The organism is Pseudomonas sp. YL2, assembly GCF_023063025.1.
Taxonomy (GTDB): domain Bacteria; phylum Pseudomonadota; class Gammaproteobacteria; order Pseudomonadales; family Pseudomonadaceae; genus Aquipseudomonas; species Aquipseudomonas putida_A.
This window is the reverse complement of sequence record NZ_JAJSLU010000002.1, coordinates 118,535-136,536: the sequence shown is the minus strand read 5'-3', so window position 1 is coordinate 136,536 and position 18,002 is coordinate 118,535. Positions and strand designations below refer to the sequence as shown.

12 protein-coding genes are annotated in these 18,002 nt (G+C 60.3%); 7 read left to right on the top strand and 5 right to left on the bottom strand.

The window, feature by feature from the left end; all coding sequences use genetic code 11:
• Window positions 1-298: 298 nt before the first annotated feature.
• Window positions 299-1,321, bottom strand: a complete 1,023-nt coding sequence (locus LVD08_RS03640) for a zinc-dependent alcohol dehydrogenase family protein (RefSeq protein WP_027612770.1) — start codon at window positions 1,319-1,321, stop codon at window positions 299-301.
• Between the two features lie 269 nt (window positions 1,322-1,590).
• Here LVD08_RS03640 and LVD08_RS03635 point away from each other — a divergent pair, with 269 nt between their 5' ends.
• Window positions 1,591-2,520: a LysR family transcriptional regulator gene (locus tag LVD08_RS03635; RefSeq protein ID WP_007963542.1), complete on the top strand. Its 930-nt coding sequence runs from the start codon at window positions 1,591-1,593 to the stop codon at window positions 2,518-2,520.
• Window positions 2,521-2,536: 16 nt separating this feature from the next.
• Here the strand turns inward: LVD08_RS03635 and LVD08_RS03630 are convergent, their stop codons facing one another.
• Entirely contained in the window at window positions 2,537-3,715 is a 1,179-nt protein-coding gene (locus tag LVD08_RS03630; protein WP_139053923.1) for a sugar transporter, read from the bottom strand.
• Window positions 3,716-4,115: 400 nt separating this feature from the next.
• On the opposite strand from LVD08_RS03630, the gene mexE reads away from it, so the two are divergent.
• Genes mexE through LVD08_RS03615 form a run of 3 tightly spaced genes read left to right on the top strand, consistent with a single transcriptional unit; the run spans window position 4,116 to window position 9,994 of the window.
• On the top strand, window positions 4,116-5,369 hold the full coding sequence (gene mexE, locus LVD08_RS03625) for a multidrug efflux RND transporter periplasmic adaptor subunit MexE (protein ID WP_247267427.1): 1,254 nt from the start codon (window positions 4,116-4,118) through the stop codon (window positions 5,367-5,369).
• A 15-nt stretch (window positions 5,370-5,384) separates the two neighbouring features.
• On the top strand, window positions 5,385-8,573 hold the full coding sequence (locus LVD08_RS03620; protein ID WP_247267426.1) for an efflux RND transporter permease subunit: 3,189 nt from the start codon (window positions 5,385-5,387) through the stop codon (window positions 8,571-8,573).
• Window positions 8,573-9,994 carry an efflux transporter outer membrane subunit gene (locus tag LVD08_RS03615; protein ID WP_247267425.1) on the top strand — a complete coding sequence of 474 codons (1,422 nt, stop codon included), beginning with the start codon at window positions 8,573-8,575 and terminating at the stop codon, window positions 9,992-9,994. The genes LVD08_RS03620 and LVD08_RS03615 overlap by 1 nt, the downstream gene beginning before the upstream one ends.
• A 58-nt stretch (window positions 9,995-10,052) precedes the next feature.
• On the opposite strand, the gene LVD08_RS03610 is transcribed toward LVD08_RS03615, so the two are convergent.
• Genes LVD08_RS03610 through LVD08_RS03600 form a run of 3 tightly spaced genes read right to left on the bottom strand, consistent with a single transcriptional unit; the run spans window position 10,053 to window position 13,375 of the window.
• Entirely contained in the window at window positions 10,053-11,033 is a 981-nt protein-coding gene (locus LVD08_RS03610) for an HlyD family efflux transporter periplasmic adaptor subunit (RefSeq protein WP_247267424.1), read from the bottom strand.
• A gap of 4 nt (window positions 11,034-11,037) precedes the next feature.
• Window positions 11,038-11,238 (bottom strand): DUF1656 domain-containing protein, encoded by a 201-nt coding sequence (locus tag LVD08_RS03605; protein ID WP_027612752.1) that lies wholly within the window; start codon window positions 11,236-11,238, stop codon window positions 11,038-11,040.
• A complete protein-coding gene (locus tag LVD08_RS03600) occupies window positions 11,228-13,375 on the bottom strand; it encodes an FUSC family protein (protein WP_247267423.1) in 2,148 nt (715 codons plus the stop codon). The genes LVD08_RS03605 and LVD08_RS03600 overlap by 11 nt, the downstream gene beginning before the upstream one ends.
• 160 nt (window positions 13,376-13,535) lie before the next feature.
• Between LVD08_RS03600 and LVD08_RS03595 the strand changes: the two genes are divergently transcribed.
• The 3 genes from LVD08_RS03595 (at window position 13,536) to LVD08_RS03585 (ending at window position 17,901) form a co-directional block, all read left to right on the top strand.
• Entirely contained in the window at window positions 13,536-14,591 is a 1,056-nt protein-coding gene (locus LVD08_RS03595; protein WP_027612750.1) for a tetratricopeptide repeat protein, read from the top strand.
• A 140-nt stretch (window positions 14,592-14,731) separates the two neighbouring features.
• Window positions 14,732-16,234 (top strand): ATPase domain-containing protein, encoded by a 1,503-nt coding sequence (locus LVD08_RS03590; protein WP_247267422.1) that lies wholly within the window; start codon window positions 14,732-14,734, stop codon window positions 16,232-16,234.
• Window positions 16,231-17,901: an ATP-binding protein gene (locus LVD08_RS03585; protein WP_247267421.1), complete on the top strand. Its 1,671-nt coding sequence runs from the start codon at window positions 16,231-16,233 to the stop codon at window positions 17,899-17,901. Before LVD08_RS03590 ends, LVD08_RS03585 begins: the two co-directional genes overlap by 4 nt.
• Window positions 17,902-18,002: the final 101 nt, after the last annotated feature.

Sequence of the window (18,002 nt, the reverse complement as noted above, 5' to 3'; positions counted from 1 at the left end):
CAAAAGCAGAACAACAATAGGAAATGCCCTACAGTCATTAAACAAAAACCGCTATATCGCCCATGAGGGGAAACGTTAAACGCGAAATGAAAAACAGAATGCACAGACATGGCTCATTCCTTGAGATGAAAGTAATCATTCAATTATCAGGGCTTATATGGCGAATAGAAGATACAGATGGCAGACAAAAACCGGTTCAGATGCACAACCGGCCACGCACCATGCTTGGTCTGTCTGATTATTTGCGAGAGGTAAAAACGCAAGAGTCCGTGGGGCCACGGACTCTGTTCGGAGGGAGTTATGCGGGTTCGACCTGCAGGGCGACCCGTTCGCGGCATGGGCATTCGTCCATGTAGCGATGTGCTTCGACGAACTCGTTGAACGGGAAGACCCGGGTCTTGAGCGGCAGCAGCACACGGTCGGCCGTCAACTGATTGATATCACGCAGGGCACGTTGCAAGGCGACTTGATCCTGAACAATGCCCAACTCGGGTTTACCGGTGAAATTACCGATGCAGTGCACAAAGAACTGGATGTTTTTCTGGAACGCCGCACAGGCCGGAAATGGTGTCTGGTTGCCACCCTGCAGACCATACAGGACCAGGCTGCCACGCGGTGCGAGGACATCGCCGAGCAATGACATCTGCGGGCCGCCCAGACCGTCGAACACCACATCGACACCACGGTTGTCGGTGATCTTGTTGATTCGCATCAACAAGTCTTCTTCCTCGGTGACGATGACTTTCTCGGCACCCAGCGACAGCAGGTACTCACGCTCATCAGCGGTTTTCGTCGCGGCAATCACCCGCACGCCCATGGCCTTGCCCAACTGGACAAAGGACGGACCGGCGCAATGGCTGGCATCAGTGACCAAGGCAAACTGCCCTGGTTTGACCCGCGCCAGATCGGCGTAGGCGAAGTAAGCGATCAACAACGGCGTGTAATGCACGCTGGCCTCAACCGGGCTGAGCACATCCGGATAACGGGTCAGCGCGGTACGTGGCAGCACGATCTGCTCGCCATACACCGGGTAATCGTTCGGGCTTTCGGCCGGGAAACTGGCTACCTTGTCGCCGACCGACAGATCGTCCACACCGTCACCGACGGCGGTGACCACACCGGCCATTTCATGGCCGAGACCGGACGGCAGGCGTGCCTGGGACGAGGCCAGATTCTGACGCCAGAGAATGTCGTACCAGCTGATGCCGATCGCCTCGACACGCACCTGCACTTCGCCAGGACCTGGCTGAGCGGCCGCATGCTCTTCGCATTTGAGCACCTCGGCCGGACCAAACTTGTGAAAACGGATCGTGCGGGACATCGCAAACCTCGTCAAAGTAACCTCTAATGCCCTGAACTCTATCTGGGCTTTTGACCCAAGACTATCAGTGGCTATTAATAGTCGACATGCCTGTCATTGATTCCGCAGTATGAACGGCATTGGCAAAATTGATGAAAAAATGCCGCCACCGGCCCGGTAAAGCTGAATTTAGCGGTGCAGAGTACCAGCCTTTCCCCGTAATATTCATGCCGGCCATTGTTCTCATATGGTCGCTCTCGTCAAGCTTGATGACTCTGCCAGGACTCCAGATGAATCGTAATGACCTGCGTCGTGTCGACCTGAACCTGTTGATCGTATTCGAAACATTGATGCACGAACGCAGCGTGACCCGCGCCGCCGAGAAGCTGTTTCTAGGCCAGCCGGCGATCAGTGCGGCGCTCTCGCGCCTGCGCAGCCTGTTCGATGACCCGTTGTTCGTGCGCACCGGACGCAGCATGGAACCGTCCGCCCGCGCGGTGGAAATTTTCGCCCTGCTCTCCCCGGCGCTCGACTCGATTTCAACGGCTGTCAGCCGCGCGGCGGAATTCGACCCCGCCACCAGCACTTCGGTATTTCGCATCGGCCTGTCCGACGACGTCGAATTCGCCCTGCTGCCGATGCTGCTCAAACGCCTGCGCGCCGAAGCACCGGGCATCGTCCTCGTCGTGCGCCGAGTCAACTACATATTGATGCCGGGCCTGCTGGCCTCCGGCGAAATCTCCATCGGCGTCAGCTACACCACCGACCTGCCGGCCAACGCCAAGCGCAAGGTGCTGCGCCGCAGCCAGCCGAAACTGCTGCGCGCCGACACCGTGCCCGGCCCGCTTAGTCTGGATGACTACTGCGCGCGTCCGCATGCACTGGTGTCGTTCGCCGGTGACCTCAGTGGCTTTATTGATGAAGAGCTGGAGAAACTCGGGCGCAAGCGCCACGTGGTGCTGGCCGTGCCGCAGTTCAATGGCTTGAGTACGTTGCTCGCCGGCACTGACATTGTTGCGACCGTGCCGGACTACACCGCGGATGCGCTGACGGCTGCCGGCGGTGTGCGGGCGGAGGATCCACCGTTGCCGACGCGCACGTTCGAACTGCATATGGCGTGGCGTGGGTCGCAGGATAACGATCCGGGGGAGCGTTGGTTGCGGTCGCGGATTCAGATGTTCTTTGGCGATCCGGACAGTCTCGAGCTGCCTGCGCATTAACCAGGCAGCCAGCGACTCAAGCCCCAGCCCGGCTGTTGCGATAAATCGACAGGCAGTAAAACGACAGCGCTGCCGCCGCCAGCATCCCCCCCACCACCCCGATGTAAGCAAAACCAAACTGGCTGCCGACCCAACTGCCCACCAGTGCCCCGCCGCCGATACCGATGTTGTAGATCCCGGAAAACAGCGCCATCGCCACATCGGTGGCGTCCGGCGCCAGTACCAGGACTTTCGACTGTAACGCCAGCCCGAAGCCCATGATCGCCATGCCCCAGAACACACTCAGCACGCCGAGGTATGAGACGTTGCCGCTCAACGGCAACAGCAAAGCCAGGCACAAGGCGAGCACCGATACGCAGATGATCAGAAAGCGCTGGGGATTATAGCTGTGCAGGTAGCTGAACAGCAGCGAGCCGAAGATACCGGCACCGCCGAATAGCAACAGCAGCAGCGTCACCACGTCGCCGCTCATGTTGGCCACGGTCAGTACGAACGGTTCGATGTAGCTGTAAGCGGTGAACTGTGCCGTCACCACCAGAGCCGTCAGAACATAGACGGCCACCAGCGCAGGTCGCTTCAGCAATATCGGCAGGCTCTTGAGCGAGCCTGAGTTCTGGCTGGGTAGCAGCGGCAGTACCTTCGCCAGGCAGAACACCAGCGCCGCGGCAAAGCCTGCAATCACCATGAACGTGGTGCGCCAGCCCATGGCCTCGCCCAGCAAGCGGCCGAGGGGAATCCCCAGCACCATCGCCAGCGAAGTACCGGTTGCCAGCAAGCCCAAGGCCTGAACCTGTTTGCCCGGCGGTGCCAGGCGCACGGCCAGAGACGCGGTGATCGACCAGAACAACGCATGCGACAACGCCACACCGATCCGGCTCACCAGCAGTACACCGAAGCTGGTCGCCAGACTCGACAGAATGTGACTGGCGATAAACATCCCGAACAGCACAATCAGCAATTTCCGCCGCTCGACGTTGCGCGTCAGCAGCATGATCGGCAGCGACGTCAAAGACACCACCCACGCATAGATGGTCAACATGAGGCCGACCTGCGCGGTCGACATGTCGAAGCTGCTGCCAATCGAACTCAACAGGCCGACCGGGACAAACTCGGTGGTGTTGAACACAAACGCGGCCAATGCCAGGGCAATCACTGCGTACCAGTTGCCGTTGTTAGTCGCCGTAGAATCACTCATTAAAAGTCGTTTTACTCGTTGATGATCGTGCGTGTTTTGTACGCAGCGATCTGTGTCCATTTGTCGGTTTCTGGTCCACCGATTGCCGAATGTGTCGACGTTGAGGGGGACGCTGGATCAGATGGACAAGCCACATGATCCTGTCCTGTGCGGCCATTTATTGGCTTGGGGAGTCCGTTTTGTACTCCCGCCGATTCAACCCTTGCGGATTCTTGCTCGCTCCGCAACAAACATTTGTCATCAAACCAATTGATAGCACCCTAACGAAAGGTGCATGCTAGAGGGCTCGAATCGGTCTTATATCATTCCGAATGATAGTTACCTTTGCTTCATTCGATTCGTGCCATCACACCCCGCCGAGCATCATCCGCCCATCTTCAATACATTGGCGGATGATTCCATGGAACAGTCACTCAAACATTTGCGCTTCCCCTTGGCCATGTTGGCCGTGCTGGTGATGAGCGCCTGCGGCAAGACTCCGGAGACTGCCGCCACTATGCCCGCTGCCAAAGTCAGCGTGGCCAAGGTGCTGGAACAACCGGTCAACGAGTGGGACGAATTCACCGGGCGCCTCGAAGCGCCGGAAACCGTTGAAATCCGTCCGCGAGTCTCCGGCCAGATCGACGACGTCGCCTTCACCGAAGGCGCACTGGTGAAGAAAGGCGACCTGCTGTTCCAGATCGATCCGCGTCCTTTCCAGGCTGAGGTTCGCCGCCTCGAAGCCCTGGTCGCCCAAGCCCGCGCCACCGCCACCCGCAGTGAAAACGAGGCCGGTCGTGGCGAACGTCTGCGTGCCAGCAACGCGATCTCCGCCGAACTGGCCGACTCGCGCACCAGCGCCGCCCAGGAAGCCCGCGCCGCCGTTGGCGCCCTGCAGGCGCAACTGGATCTGGCCAAGCTGAACTTGAGCTTCACCCGCGTTACCGCGCCAATCAGCGGTCGCGTCAGCCGTGCCGAGATCACCGCCGGTAACCTGGTGACTGCCGACACCACCCCGCTGACTAGCGTGGTCTCCACCGACAAGGTCTACGCCTACTTCGACGCCGACGAGCGTGTGTTCCTCAAATACACCCAGCTCGCCCGCAACGGCCAACGTGGCGCCACCACCCCGGTGTACATGGGCCTGTCCAACGAGGACGGCAATCCGCACCTCGGTCAGATGAACTTCGTCGACAACCAGGTCAACCCGAAAACCGGCACCATCCGTGGTCGTGCGGTGTTCGACAACAGCGACGGCACCTACACCCCTGGCCTGTATGCACGTCTGAAACTGGTCGGCAGCGGCACCTACAACGCCATGCTGATCAACGACGAAGCGGTCGGTACCGATCTGGGCAAGAAGTTCGTGCTGGTGATGGATGCGGACAACAAGACCGCTTACCGCGCCGTCGAACTGGGGCCGAAAATCGAAGGCCTGCGCATTGTGCGCACCGGTCTGAACAAGGACGACACGATCATCGTCAAGGGTCTGCAGCGGGTACGTCCGGGTTCGCCGGTGACCCCTGAAGTGATCCCGATGGCCAGCGAGCAGACCATTGCCGCTCTGGCTCAACAACGTCAAGCGCTGGAAGCCAGCAACCTGCCCAAAGTCGCACCCGCCAAAGGTGCACAGGGTACGGCTGTGAAGCTGGCCGCTACGACCCCACGCGGTTAAGGGACGACAACTCCGATGAATTTTTCCCAATTCTTCATTTCACGGCCGATCTTCGCAGCGGTGCTCTCGCTGTTGATCCTGATCGCCGGTGCGATCTCGCTGTTCCAGCTGCCGATCAGCGAATACCCGGAAGTCGTGCCACCGACCGTGGTGGTGCGTGCCAACTTCCCGGGCGCCAACCCCAAAGTCATCGGTGAAACCGTGGCCGCTCCGCTGGAGCAAGCCATCACCGGCGTCGAGAACATGCTGTACATGTCCTCGCAGTCCACCGCTGACGGCAAGATCACCCTGACCATCACCTTCGCCCTGGGCACCGACTTGGACAACGCGCAGGTGCAGGTGCAGAACCGGGTGACCCGGACCGAGCCGAAACTTCCCGAAGAAGTGACGCGCATCGGTATCACCGTCGACAAGGCCTCGCCCGACCTGACCATGGTTGTGCACTTGACCTCGCCGGACAAACGTTACGACATGCTCTACCTGTCCAACTACGCGATCCTCAACATCAAGGATGAGCTGGCGCGTCTGGGCGGCGTCGGTGACGTGCAGCTGTTCGGTATGGGCGACTACTCGCTGCGGGTCTGGCTCGATCCGAACAAGACTGCTTCGCGCAACCTGACCGCCACCGACGTGGTGACGGCGATTCGTGAACAGAACCGTCAGGTCGCTGCCGGTCAGCTCGGTGCGCCTCCTGCGCCGAATGCCCAGAGCTTCCAGCTGTCGGTCAACACTCAGGGCCGTCTGGTCACTGAAGAAGAGTTCGAGAACATCATCATTCGCTCCGGCGACAACGGTGAAATCACTCGTCTCAAGGACATCGCGCGCGTCGAGCTGGGTTCCAGCCAGTACGCCCTGCGTTCGCTGCTGAACAACCAGCCCGCTGTAGCGATCCCGATCTTCCAGCGTCCAGGCTCCAACGCCATCGATATCTCGAACGAAGTTCGCGGCAAGATGGAAGAGCTGAAGAAAGGCTTCCCGCAAGGCATGGACTACAGCATCGTCTATGACCCGACGATTTTCGTGCGCGGCTCGATCGAAGCGGTGGTTCACACCCTCTTCGAAGCACTGATCCTCGTGGTGCTGGTGGTGATCCTGTTCCTGCAGACCTGGCGCGCCTCGATCATTCCGTTGGTGGCGGTGCCGGTGTCGTTGATCGGTACGTTTGCGGTCATGCACCTGTTCGGCTTCTCGCTCAACGCCCTGTCGCTGTTCGGCCTGGTACTGGCGATCGGGATCGTGGTCGACGACGCCATCGTGGTGGTGGAGAACGTCGAGCGTAATATTGAACTGGGGCTCAACCCGTTCGATGCGACCAAAAAGGCCATGGGTGAAGTGACCGGCCCGATCATCGCAACCGCGCTGGTGCTGTGTGCGGTGTTTGTTCCGGCGGCGTTCATCTCCGGCCTCACCGGGCAGTTCTACAAGCAGTTTGCGTTGACCATTGCGATCTCAACCGTGATCTCCGCGTTCAACTCGCTGACCCTGTCGCCAGCGCTGGCCGCTGTGTTGCTGAAAAGTCATGACGCGCCGAAAGACCGCTTCTCCAAAGTGCTCGACAAGATCTTTGGTGGCTGGTTGTTCCGTCCGTTCAACCGCTTCTTTGAAAAGGCCAGTCACGGTTACGTCGGTACTGTGCGCCGGGTCATCCGTGGCAGCGGCATCGCCCTGCTGCTGTATGCAGGCCTGATGGTGCTGACGTTCTTCGGTTTCTCCAGCACGCCGACCGGTTTCGTACCCGGCCAGGACAAGCAATACCTGGTAGCCTTCGCGCAACTGCCGGACGCCGCGAGCCTGGATCGCACCGAAGACGTGATCAAGCGCATGTCAGACCTGGCGCTGAAGCAACCGGGCGTGGAAAGCGCCGTAGCGTTCCCGGGCCTGTCGATCAACGGCTTCACCAACAGCCCGAACGCCGGCATCGTGTTCGTGACCCTGAAACCATTCGACGAACGTAAGGACCCGAGCATGTCCGCCGGTGCAATCGCCGGAGCCTTGAACGGTCAGTACGCGAACATTCAGGAAGCGTACATGGCGATCTTCCCGCCTCCGCCGGTACAAGGTCTGGGCACCATTGGCGGTTTCCGTCTGCAAATCGAAGACCGGGGCAACCTGGGCTACGACGAGCTGTACAAAGAGACGATGAACATCATCACCAAGAGCCACAGCGTGCCTGAGCTTGCGGGGCTGTTCACCAGCTACACCGTGAACGTACCCCAGGTCGATGCCGCCATCGACCGCGAAAAAGCCAAGACCCACGGCGTGGCCGTCAGCGACATCTTCGACACCCTGCAGATTTACCTGGGTTCGCTGTATGCCAACGACTTCAACCGTTTCGGACGCACCTATCAGGTCAACGTTCAGGCTGAGCAACAGTTCCGCCTCGAATCCGACCAGATCGGTCAACTGAAAGTGCGCAACAACAAGGGCGAAATGATCCCGCTGGCGACCTTCATCAAGGTCAGCGACACCTCGGGTCCGGATCGCGTGATGCACTACAACGGCTTCATCACTGCGGAAATCAACGGTGCGGCAGCCCCCGGCTACAGCTCCGGCCAGGCCGAAAAAGCCATCGAGAAACTGCTCAAGGATGAATTGCCGAACGGCATGACCTACGAGTGGACCGACCTGACCTACCAGCAGATTCTGTCCGGTAACACCGCGCTGTTCGTGTTCCCGCTCTGCGTATTGCTGGCGTTCCTGGTGCTCGCGGCGCAGTACGAAAGCTGGAGCCTGCCACTGGCGGTGATCCTGATCGTACCGATGACCCTGCTGTCGGCCATCACCGGGGTGATTGTCTCCGGCGGCGACAACAACATCTTCACCCAGATCGGCCTGATCGTACTGGTGGGCCTGGCGTGCAAGAACGCGATTCTGATCGTCGAATTCGCCAAGGATAAACAGCTGGAAGGTCTCGATCCGCTGGCTGCGGTACTGGAAGCCTGCCGTCTGCGTCTGCGGCCGATCCTGATGACCTCCTTCGCGTTCATCATGGGTGTGGTGCCACTGGTGTTCTCCAGCGGTGCCGGTGCCGAGATGCGTCACGCGATGGGTGTGGCGGTGTTCTCCGGGATGCTCGGGGTAACCTTCTTCGGTCTGTTGCTGACGCCAGTGTTCTACGTGTTGATCCGTAATTTCGTCGAGCGTGGCGAAGCCCGCAAAGCGGCCAAGGCGCAAGCTCTTCAAAAGCCACTGGAGGCGCAATAATGAGTCTGAAAGTCTTCCTGCCGAGTCTGCTGGTGCTGGCGTTGAGCGCCTGCGCCGTCGGCCCCGACTACAAGACCCCGGCCACGGAGGCGGCCAACATCACGACCGCCACCGACGGCGCTGCCGGTCAGAAGAACTTTGACCGTTCGAAATTCGAAGGCATCTGGTGGCAGCAATTCGACGACCCGACCCTCAACCAGTTGGTGACGCAATCGCTGCAAGGCAACCGTGAACTGCGCGTGGCGTTCGCCCGCTGGAAAGCCGCCCGGGCGATCCGCGACGACGTCAGCAACGATGCGATGCCGACCATCACCAGCCGTGCGAGCAGTGATCTGGCCAAGGGGCAAATCCCCGGCCAGACCACCAAACGGGTCAACAGCGAACGCTACGATCTGGGCCTGGACATGGCCTGGGAACTGGACCTGTTCGGGCGGATCCAGCGCAATCTGGAAGCCAGCGACGCCGATCAGCAGGCGGCCGAAGCCGATCTGTACCAACTGCAAGTCACCATGATTGCCGAACTGGTGGACGCCTACGGTCAACTGCGCGGTGCGCAATTGCGCGAGAAGATCGCCGTGGCCAACCTGGAAAACCAGCAGGAGTCGCGCAAGATCACCATCAGCCTGCGTGACGCCGGCGTGGGCGATCAGCTCGACGTCGAACGTGCCGATGCGCGTCTGGCCTCGGTCGAAGCCAGCGTGCCGCAATTGCAGGCGGAACAGGTTCGGCAGAAAAACCGCATCGCCACTCTGCTGGGTGAACGTCCCGACAAACTGACCGTGGATCTGAGCCCGAAAGACTTGCCGGCGATTGCCAAGGCCCTGCCGATCGGCGATCCGGGTGAACTGCTGCAACGCCGGCCGGACATCCTCGGCGCCGAACGCAAACTGGCCTCGGCCACCGCGCGAATCGGTGTGGCGAAGGCTGATCTGTTTCCACGGGTCAGCCTCAGCGGGTTCCTCGGCTGGACGGCCGGGCGTGGTTCGCAGATCGGCTCCTCGGCGGCCAACGCCTGGGCACTCGGCCCGAGCATCACCTGGGCGGCGTTCGATCTGGGCAGCGTGCGCGCGCGTCTGCGCGGCGCCGATGCCGACGCCGAAGGCGCACTCGCCACCTACGAGCAACAGGTGTTGCTGGCGCTGGAAGAATCGGAAAACGCCTTCAGCGATTACGGCAAGCGTCAGCAACGGCTGATCTCGCTGATTCGTCAGAGTGAATCGAGCCGCAAGGCTGCCGATCTGGCGGAAATCCGCTACCGCGAAGGCACCACCGACTTCCTCGTGCTGCTCGATGCTCAGCGCGAACGCCTGAATGCCGAAGACAGCCAGGCACAGGCCGAAGTTGATCTGTATCGCGGCATCGTCGCGATCTACAAGGCCTTGGGTGGTGGCTGGCAGCCGGAAACCGTCGCCAGTAAGTAATAGTTGTTAAAGAGCTCCTTTGGTTGGCCGCAACCAACCAATTTTTTTGCCCCGCGTATCATTCGGTCGCGGGGCTTTTTTTCGCCTGATGGTTTTGCGCTTCCAGTACAGTGACAGTGGCTGTCGTACCGGCCCTTAATCGATTCTTGCCGGCATAGTCACCATCAATGCCGATGCGCACCGGCACCCGCTGCGCCAGCTTCACCCAGGTGTAACTCGGATTGATATTGGCCAGCAGTCGGCCACCCGTGGCGTTTTCCCGGTCGGCGATGGCAAAGGCGATGCTCTGGACCGTGCCACCTAAGGTTTCTCCGCTCATCAACTGCACGCGCACGCGGTCCCCCTCCTCGATTCGCGGCAATTTGGTCTCTTCAAAGTAACCGCTGACGTAGAACGAATCGCTGTCGACCAGTGCCAGCAGTGCACCACCCGCAACCGCGTAATCACCCTGTCGGGTCAGCAGATTAGTGACGTAACCGCTGACCGGCGATTCGACACGAGTACGCTGCAAGTCCAGTTCCGCCTGAGTCAGTGCAGCAATCGCCAATTGCACATTGGCCTCGGCCAGCCCGAGATTGGCCTGATTGCGCAACAGATCAGCCTGAGCCACCGCCACATCGGTATTGGACTTCTCCCATTCTTCCCCGGAAATAGCAAAACCCTGCTTGAGCGTACGCCGGCGCCGCTCTTCGCTCTGGCGTTGTTTGAGCAGCGCTTCACTGGCGACGATGGATGCCTGTGATTGCCCCAGCGTCGCCTTCGCCACCTCGACCGAACGCCGCGCATGCTCGACTGCCAGGCTGTAGCGCGCCGGATCGATCTCCATGAGCAATTGCCCCTTGTCGACATGCTGGTTGTCCTGCACCACGAGGCTGACGATACGCCCGGAAACATCGGCTGATAGCGTCACCACATCCGCCCTCACCCGCGCATCCCGCGTCCAAGGCGCACGGGTGTAATGCTCCCAGGCAAACCAGCCAAGCACGATGGCCAGCAACACCACCGCTAATGTCGTTGTTCGAGCGAGTAACACTTTCAAGGCATCAGGCTCCCATCAGCAAAATCAGCGAGGCACAAACGCATGCATACAAGGCGCCCTCAAACAGCGCCTCGTGCCAGACCAGTCGCAACACACCCAGACGTCGCAAACACCAGTCCAGGAGCATAAATATCGGTATCGCCAGCAATAGGGCCTGGGCAATGGGTGGCAGATAAACGCCACCCATTTCGAAATCAATGGGCAAGGGCCGGTTCTCCTTCCGAGACTTTACGTTGCAGGTATTCGCCGTGGCGTTTCAGGAAAGACACGACGATCAACAGCGCCACGCGCATGCGAAACACCGACCACAAATGTTCGTGGCTGGCGACGTGCAACTCGTCCAGCTCATCACCCAATAGCTGGAGCGAGGTCAACAACGCTTGCAATTGCACGTCCTGGCGCCCGGCCACAAAACGGCCGGTCTTGCGCAGCGCCGAAGCCAATTGCTGGCTGAACGCGTCCGTCAGCAGTGCATTGTTCTGTGCCTGCTGCCGGAGTTGATGCATTGCTACGCCCAATGCGACGCACGCCAGACTGATTTCATAGAGCTGCTGCATGGCGCGCTCGCTCACGGCCGGCAGCAAGCCAAGCATGCTGGTCAGTCGGTCGACCATACGGCTTTCGAAAGCGAATTGCTGTTCATCGGTGGCCGGTTTTTTGGTCAGTTCATAAACCTGCTCACGCGCCTCGTTATAAAAGCGGCGGAGACGCAATGCCGGACGGAACGGGAAAATCCATGCGTAGACCATCAAAGCGAGCATCGCCGCGCTGACATAGGCGCCGGCGAATTCGAACCATTGAATTGCAGTGTTCTGCCCGGTGCCGACATTCTGTGGGCCGAGCAGGAGGAAACTCGACAACCCCAGGCCCATACCAATGCCCGCGGTCGTCGGGCTCGCCAAACCGACAGCGATCACGTACAGCAGCGGTGCCAGCATCAACGCCAATGGCTCGAAATCACTGATGGTCGGCACCAGCATGAATTGATAGAACGCCGAGACCACCAGTGCCAGTCCCAACCCACGCGCGTAACTCTGCGCGGCCATCAGTGGCCGCGGGAATGTCGCCATCAGCGAACAGAGAATCCCCACCAGAATCATCCCGCCCCGCGCGCCATCCCAGGCGGTTTCGATCCAGATCAACCCGGCTACCAGTAATGCGGTAAAGGCGCGGATGGCGTTCATTGAAGCCAGTGTGAAATCAAGATGCAGCGGGCTGGCCTGACCGCGATACAGACAACTGGCTTCGCGCCCTTCCTGAATGGCATCACTCAACTCCAGAATCTGCTCCAGTTGCTGCAACAGCCGCGCCTGCTCCCAGCGTAACGCCCACGCCAGCGAGCGCAGGATAGCGCTCATGTCTTCGGTCAGTTGTTCGGCCTCATACGCCAAGGCTTCAAACTGCTGCTGCAGCGTGATGAATTGATGCCGCCGCTCGGCGGGCAGCGCTCGGCCCAACTGCGCCAACTGGTCGAGAAGTGCGAGCTCTTCTGCACGCAAGCGCTGTACGTCCAGAGGAAGATCGCCCTCCCATCGTTCGGTGAGCAATTCGCGCTGATGACGTAATGCAGTCAAACGCGAGGTCAGCAACATCAGTTGATTACCCAACAGCAGCACCAGATTGTCGGCACCGCGCAACCGTGGGGCATCGAAATACAGATGGCGGCGCAACCCTTCGAGCGCGCTGATTTCACCGAGCAACTGCATCTGACGGCGCTGAAAGTCGGCATCACTTTCTTCTGTTCGAATCACCGCAGCGGAGTGACTGGCAGCCAGTTTGATCACCTGATCGACCTTGGCGAAGTAACCTTTGGCAACTGCTTCCGGACGCGCAGTGAGCAGGCTGACCACGCAGACGCACGCTACGGCCAGCAAGGTTTCGGTAACGCGGGTGACAGCCAGCAGAAAGGTGCCATCCTGATCGGGAATGGCCAGCAATGCCACCACCACGGCGGTATAACCACTGAGCACAAACGCCTGAGAACTGGTATAGCGCAGCAACGTGCCGCCCGCGGTGCAGAGCGCCAGCCACAGTGCCAGCGTTGTGATGAACGGAAGCGGCGCCTGCGGGAATATCGCCATGATCAACACCGCCACCGCAGCACCCAGCGTTGTGCCAATCACTTGACCGAAACTACGCGCCAGCGCCATGCCGGCCAACGGCTGGCTGACAATCACGACGGCCATGATCGACCACTTGGGTTGGTCGAGATCGAACAAAAACGCCAGATACAGCGTCAACAGCCCGGCGGCAATGGTGCGCAGGGCAAACAGCAGGACAGCCTGACCGGGATGGATCACGACCTGGAAATAATTGCGCAGGGCTTGCATGGGGGCTCTCATCGAAGCGACTCCTGCAAGCGTAGACTCTGCATCGAATGCCTGATGGGTAACTGAATCGACAGATGTTGTAGGGCGATTCGCATGCACGGGGTTTGACTCACGGCCCTCGCTGGTCGAAGCTTGCCGTTCTGCTATAGAACGCCAGTTCACGGAAATCTGCATGCCTCAGTCCCGCCGCTACCTGCTTATCAGCCTTGGCCTTGTGCTGCTAGTCGTCATCGCCTGGTTATCCCTGCGCTCCACCGCCCCGGTGGTGCCGGAAGCGATCAAGCGCGGCTACAGCGAAGCCCTGACGGCCGCCCGTTCCGGTCAGCCGGGAGCCGCGCGGCAGTTGTATCAGCAATTGGGTCGCCCGGACCTGTCGGTCAAACGCAGTGTCTGGCTGCTGGCCGAGCTGCCCAACTATCCGAGCCCGCAAGCGCTGAAACTGGCCGACGCCCATCTGCAGAACGAAGCCCCCGAAGTACGGCTGGCAGCGATTCAAAGTGTGGTCGGACTGGTGCCCGGCGGGCAACGCAGTCTGCTGCTCGGGCCGATGCTCGACGATGAGGACCAAAACGTACGGTTCGCCGCGATCAACGCCCTGCTCGGTCTGACGCCGGATGAACTGGGGCTGTATTTCGCCCCGCTGCAGCAGGCGATCGATGGCTGGGAACAAGCGCTCAAGGGACAGCCGGAAAGCGCCGCCACCTATGCGCAACTGGCACGCCTGTATCTGCACAACGCCGAACTCAAACAGGCCCAACAAGCGCTGGACAACACCCTGCGGCTGGAACCGGGCAACCTGCCGGCACTGGTGATGCAGATCGATGTCCTCGACCGCCAGGGTCAGAGCGACGCCGCCCGCCAGTTGCTCGCCAAACAGTTGCAGGCGCAACCGGATTCCGCCTACCTGCAACACGCGCTCGGACTGTGGCTGTTGCACCACGGCCAGCGTGAATTCGCCCTGCTCGGCTTGTCCAAAGCGGTGGAACTTGAGCCTGACAACAAGGATTACCGCTACGACCTCGCCACCACCCTGCACGCTGCCGAAGAGCTGGAAGCGGCGCAAAAGCAGTTGCAGGAAGTCGTCCAGCGTCACCCAGCCGACCGCAAGGCGCGAGTGCTGCTGATCAATTACTGGAAGGAAAGCGGCCAGTTGCAGAACGTGCAGATTCTGCTCGCGCAACTGGAGCAGATGAACCCTGATGACCCGGCGTTACAGCAGGGACTCTGAGCCTTTACCCGCTGATTCAATGACATTTTGATATCGAAACATCGGAACCGTCATGACTGGCAGCGGTCAAGTAATCAGGTAGAGCACAACGGCTGATACAGCCTGCTGCCTCGATTCCCCTAGTCATGAGAGGGCATTCTTTGTCTACGTCCAACGAGTTGATCAGTGCAAAAGCCGCCACCGGCATCATTGGCCTGGATGACATCCTCGCCGGTGGTCTGTCCCGAGGGCATGTGTTTTTGCTCGAAGGTGAACCCGGTACAGGCAAAACCACCGTCGCGTTGCATTTCCTGATGGCGGGCGCCCGTGCCGGCGAACGCTGTCTGTACATCACGCTGTCGGAAACCGAGCGTGAATTGCGTCAAGGCGCGGCCTCCCACGGCTGGGAGCTGAACGAGAACATTGAAATCTTCGAGCTGACGCCGCCCGAGAGCCTGCTCAACGCCGAGCATCAGCAAAGCCTGCTGTACTCCTCCGACCTTGAGCTGGGCGAAGCCACCAAGCAGATTTTCGAAGTGGTCGAGCGCTTCAAGCCCACCCGCGTGGTGCTCGACAGCCTGTCGGAGATCCGCCTGCTGGCGCAGAGTTCGCTGCGCTACCGCCGGCAGATTCTGGCGATCAAACATTACTTCGTGCGTTACGACGCCACCGTCCTGCTGCTTGACGACCTGACCACCGAGTCTCTCGACAAGACCGTGCACAGCGTCGCCCACGGGGTGATCCGCCTCGAAGAACTGACGCCCAATTACGGTGCCGAGCGCCGCCGCGTGCGCATCGTCAAATATCGCGGCCAGAAATACCGTGGCGGTTACCACGACTTCACCATCATGGGCGACGGCGTCCATGTGTTCCCACGACTGGTCGCCGCCGAACACCGCAGCGACTACCCGCGCCTGCAATTGAGCAGCGGCATCAAGGAAATGGACGCCCTGCTCGGCGGCGGCATCGAGACCGGTTCCAGCACGCTGATTCTCGGCCCGGCCGGTACCGGCAAATCGCTGATTTCGATGATCTTCGCCGCCGCTGCCGTAGCACGCGGCGAAAAAGCGGCGCTGTTCATCTTTGATGAAGAACTGGGCTTGCTGTTCGAACGCATGAAAAACATCGGCATCGACCTCAAGGCCTTGCAAGCCACCGGCAGCCTGCTGATCGATCAAGTGGATGCCGCCGAGCTGTCCCCCGGCGAGTTCTCGCATCGGGTGCGTCGCTGCGTAGACGAAGGCAATATCAAGACCGTGGTAATCGACAGCATCAACGGCTATCAGGCCGCGATGCCGGAAGAAAACGCGCTGGTGCTGCACATGCATGAGCTGCTGCTGTATCTGAACCGAAAAGGTGCGGCGACTTTCATGACGGTTGCCCAGCATGGCCTGGTCGGCGACATGCAGGCGCCGGTCGACATCACTTACCTGGCCGACACGGTGATCCTGCTGCGCTACTTCGAAGCCATCGGCAAGGTTCGCCGAGCCATTTCCATCATCAAGAAACGCACCGGCAGCCACGAATCTACCATCCGTGAATACCGCATTTCCGGCCAGGGCATGACCATCGGCGAACCGCTGGAAGCGTTCCAGGGCGTGCTGCGTGGCGTGCCGACTTACCTCGGCGCGAGCAATCCGCTGTTGCGGGAAGAAACCTTGTGACAGCCTCCGTATCACTGCCGGAACGGGCGCTGATTCTGGCGCCCATGGGTCGGGACAGCCAAGTGGCGCTGATGATCCTCAATGAGGCCGGTTATGGCGGCGTCATCACCCCGGATCTGGGTGCACTGTGCGCAGAACTGGAGCCTGGCGCCGGACTCTTGTTGATCGCCACCGAAGCCCTGCGCGGCCCCGAGCTGGAAACGCTCCTGCACTTTCTGGAACAGCAACCGGCCTGGTCGGATCTGCCGATCGTCTTGCTGACCCACCATGGCGGCCCGGAACCGGGCCCCTCCTCGCGCCTGAGCAAACTGCTGGGCAACGTCACGTTCCTTGAGCGCCCGTTTCATCCGGCGACCCTGGTCAGTCTGGTCTCCACCGCCCTGCGCGGGCGACGACGACAGTACGAAGCCCGCGACCGCCTGATCGATTTGAGTGAAAGCGAACGCCGACTGCAATCGACCCTGGAAACCCTTGAGCAACAGGTCGAGGAACGCACCGCGCAACTGCGCCACAACGAAGAAGCCCTGCGCCAGTCACAGAAAATGGAAGCGGTCGGTCAGTTGACCGGCGGCATCGCTCACGACTTCAACAACATGCTCACCGGGATTATCGGCAGCCTTGAACTGCTGCGCCGGCGGCTGGCTCGCGGACGCCTTGATGACCTCGACAGCCTGATCGATCTCGGTGTCACTTCAGCCAACCGCGCAGCCGGCCTGACCCACCGTTTGCTGGCGTTTTCCCGCCGGCAATCGCTGGACTCCAAAGCCGTGCAGATGAACACACTGGTGCTGTCGATGGGCGAGCTGCTGCAGCGCAGCCTCAACGAAAGTATCCAGCTGGAGATGCGCCTCAACGACCAGTTGTGGATCGCCGAAGCGGATCCCAATCAACTGGAAAGCGCCCTGCTCAACCTGGTACTCAACGCCCGCGATGCAATGCCCGAGGGCGGCAAACTGGTGGTCGAAACCAGCAATCAGGTGCTTAAGCCGGAATTCACCGAGGCCTACCCGAATCTCGAACCCGGCGACTACGTGATGCTCAGCGTCACCGATAACGGCAGTGGCATGGCGCAGAGCGTGGTCAGCCGCGCGTTCGATCCGTTCTTCACCACCAAGCCGATCGGCCAGGGCACCGGGCTGGGTCTGTCGATGATTTACGGCTTCAGCAAGCAGTCCCGTGGTCACGTCTCGATCGACAGCGAAATCGATCAGGGCACCACGGTCAAACTGTACCTGCCGCGCTTTCGCGGCGAAGAGCTGGAGCATCCGGTGTCCGATGTTCAGCAGGCCCCGGAAGCAATGGATGGCGAAACCGTGTTGATCGTCGAGGACGACCCCGCCGTGCGCGTGCTGGTCAGTGCGGTACTCAGTGAGTTGGGTTATGCGTTTGTCGAAGCCGGCGATGCCGACGGCGCCGTGCCGATCCTCAACTCGACGCAGCGCATCGACCTGCTGATCAGTGACGTCGGCCTGCCAGGCATGAACGGCCGGCAACTGGCGGAGATCGGCCGGCAGTATCGGCCGGGGCTGAAGGTGCTGTTCATCACTGGATATGCCGAGCACGCGGCAGTGCGCGGTGGTTTCCTCGACCCGGGCATGCAGATGATCACCAAGCCGTTCACTTTCGATCTGCTGACCGCCAAAGTCCGCGAGATGATCCAGAACTGATCCCCCAAAACCACTGTAGGAGCTGAGTGTGGGGGGGAGCTGGCTCAATTAAGTTTTTTTATATAAAACTAGTGTACCTCCACGCTGCATGACATCGACCA

Excerpts from the sequence above, each read along its gene's own strand:
- LVD08_RS03630 (WP_139053923.1), bottom strand. The coding sequence starts at position 3,715 with ATGAGTGATTCTACGGCGACTAACAACGGCAACTGGTACGCAGTGATT.
- LVD08_RS03595 (WP_027612750.1), top strand. The coding sequence starts at position 13,536 with ATGCCTCAGTCCCGCCGCTACCTGCTTATCAGCCTTGGCCTTGTGCTG.
- LVD08_RS03640 (WP_027612770.1), bottom strand. The coding sequence starts at position 1,321 with ATGTCCCGCACGATCCGTTTTCACAAGTTTGGTCCGGCCGAGGTGCTC.
- LVD08_RS03620 (WP_247267426.1), top strand. The coding sequence starts at position 5,385 with ATGAATTTTTCCCAATTCTTCATTTCACGGCCGATCTTCGCAGCGGTG.
- LVD08_RS03635 (WP_007963542.1), top strand. The coding sequence starts at position 1,591 with ATGAATCGTAATGACCTGCGTCGTGTCGACCTGAACCTGTTGATCGTA.
- LVD08_RS03600 (WP_247267423.1), bottom strand. The coding sequence starts at position 13,375 with ATGAGAGCCCCCATGCAAGCCCTGCGCAATTATTTCCAGGTCGTGATC.
- LVD08_RS03615 (WP_247267425.1), top strand. The coding sequence starts at position 8,573 with ATGAGTCTGAAAGTCTTCCTGCCGAGTCTGCTGGTGCTGGCGTTGAGC.
- mexE (WP_247267427.1), top strand. The coding sequence starts at position 4,116 with ATGGAACAGTCACTCAAACATTTGCGCTTCCCCTTGGCCATGTTGGCC.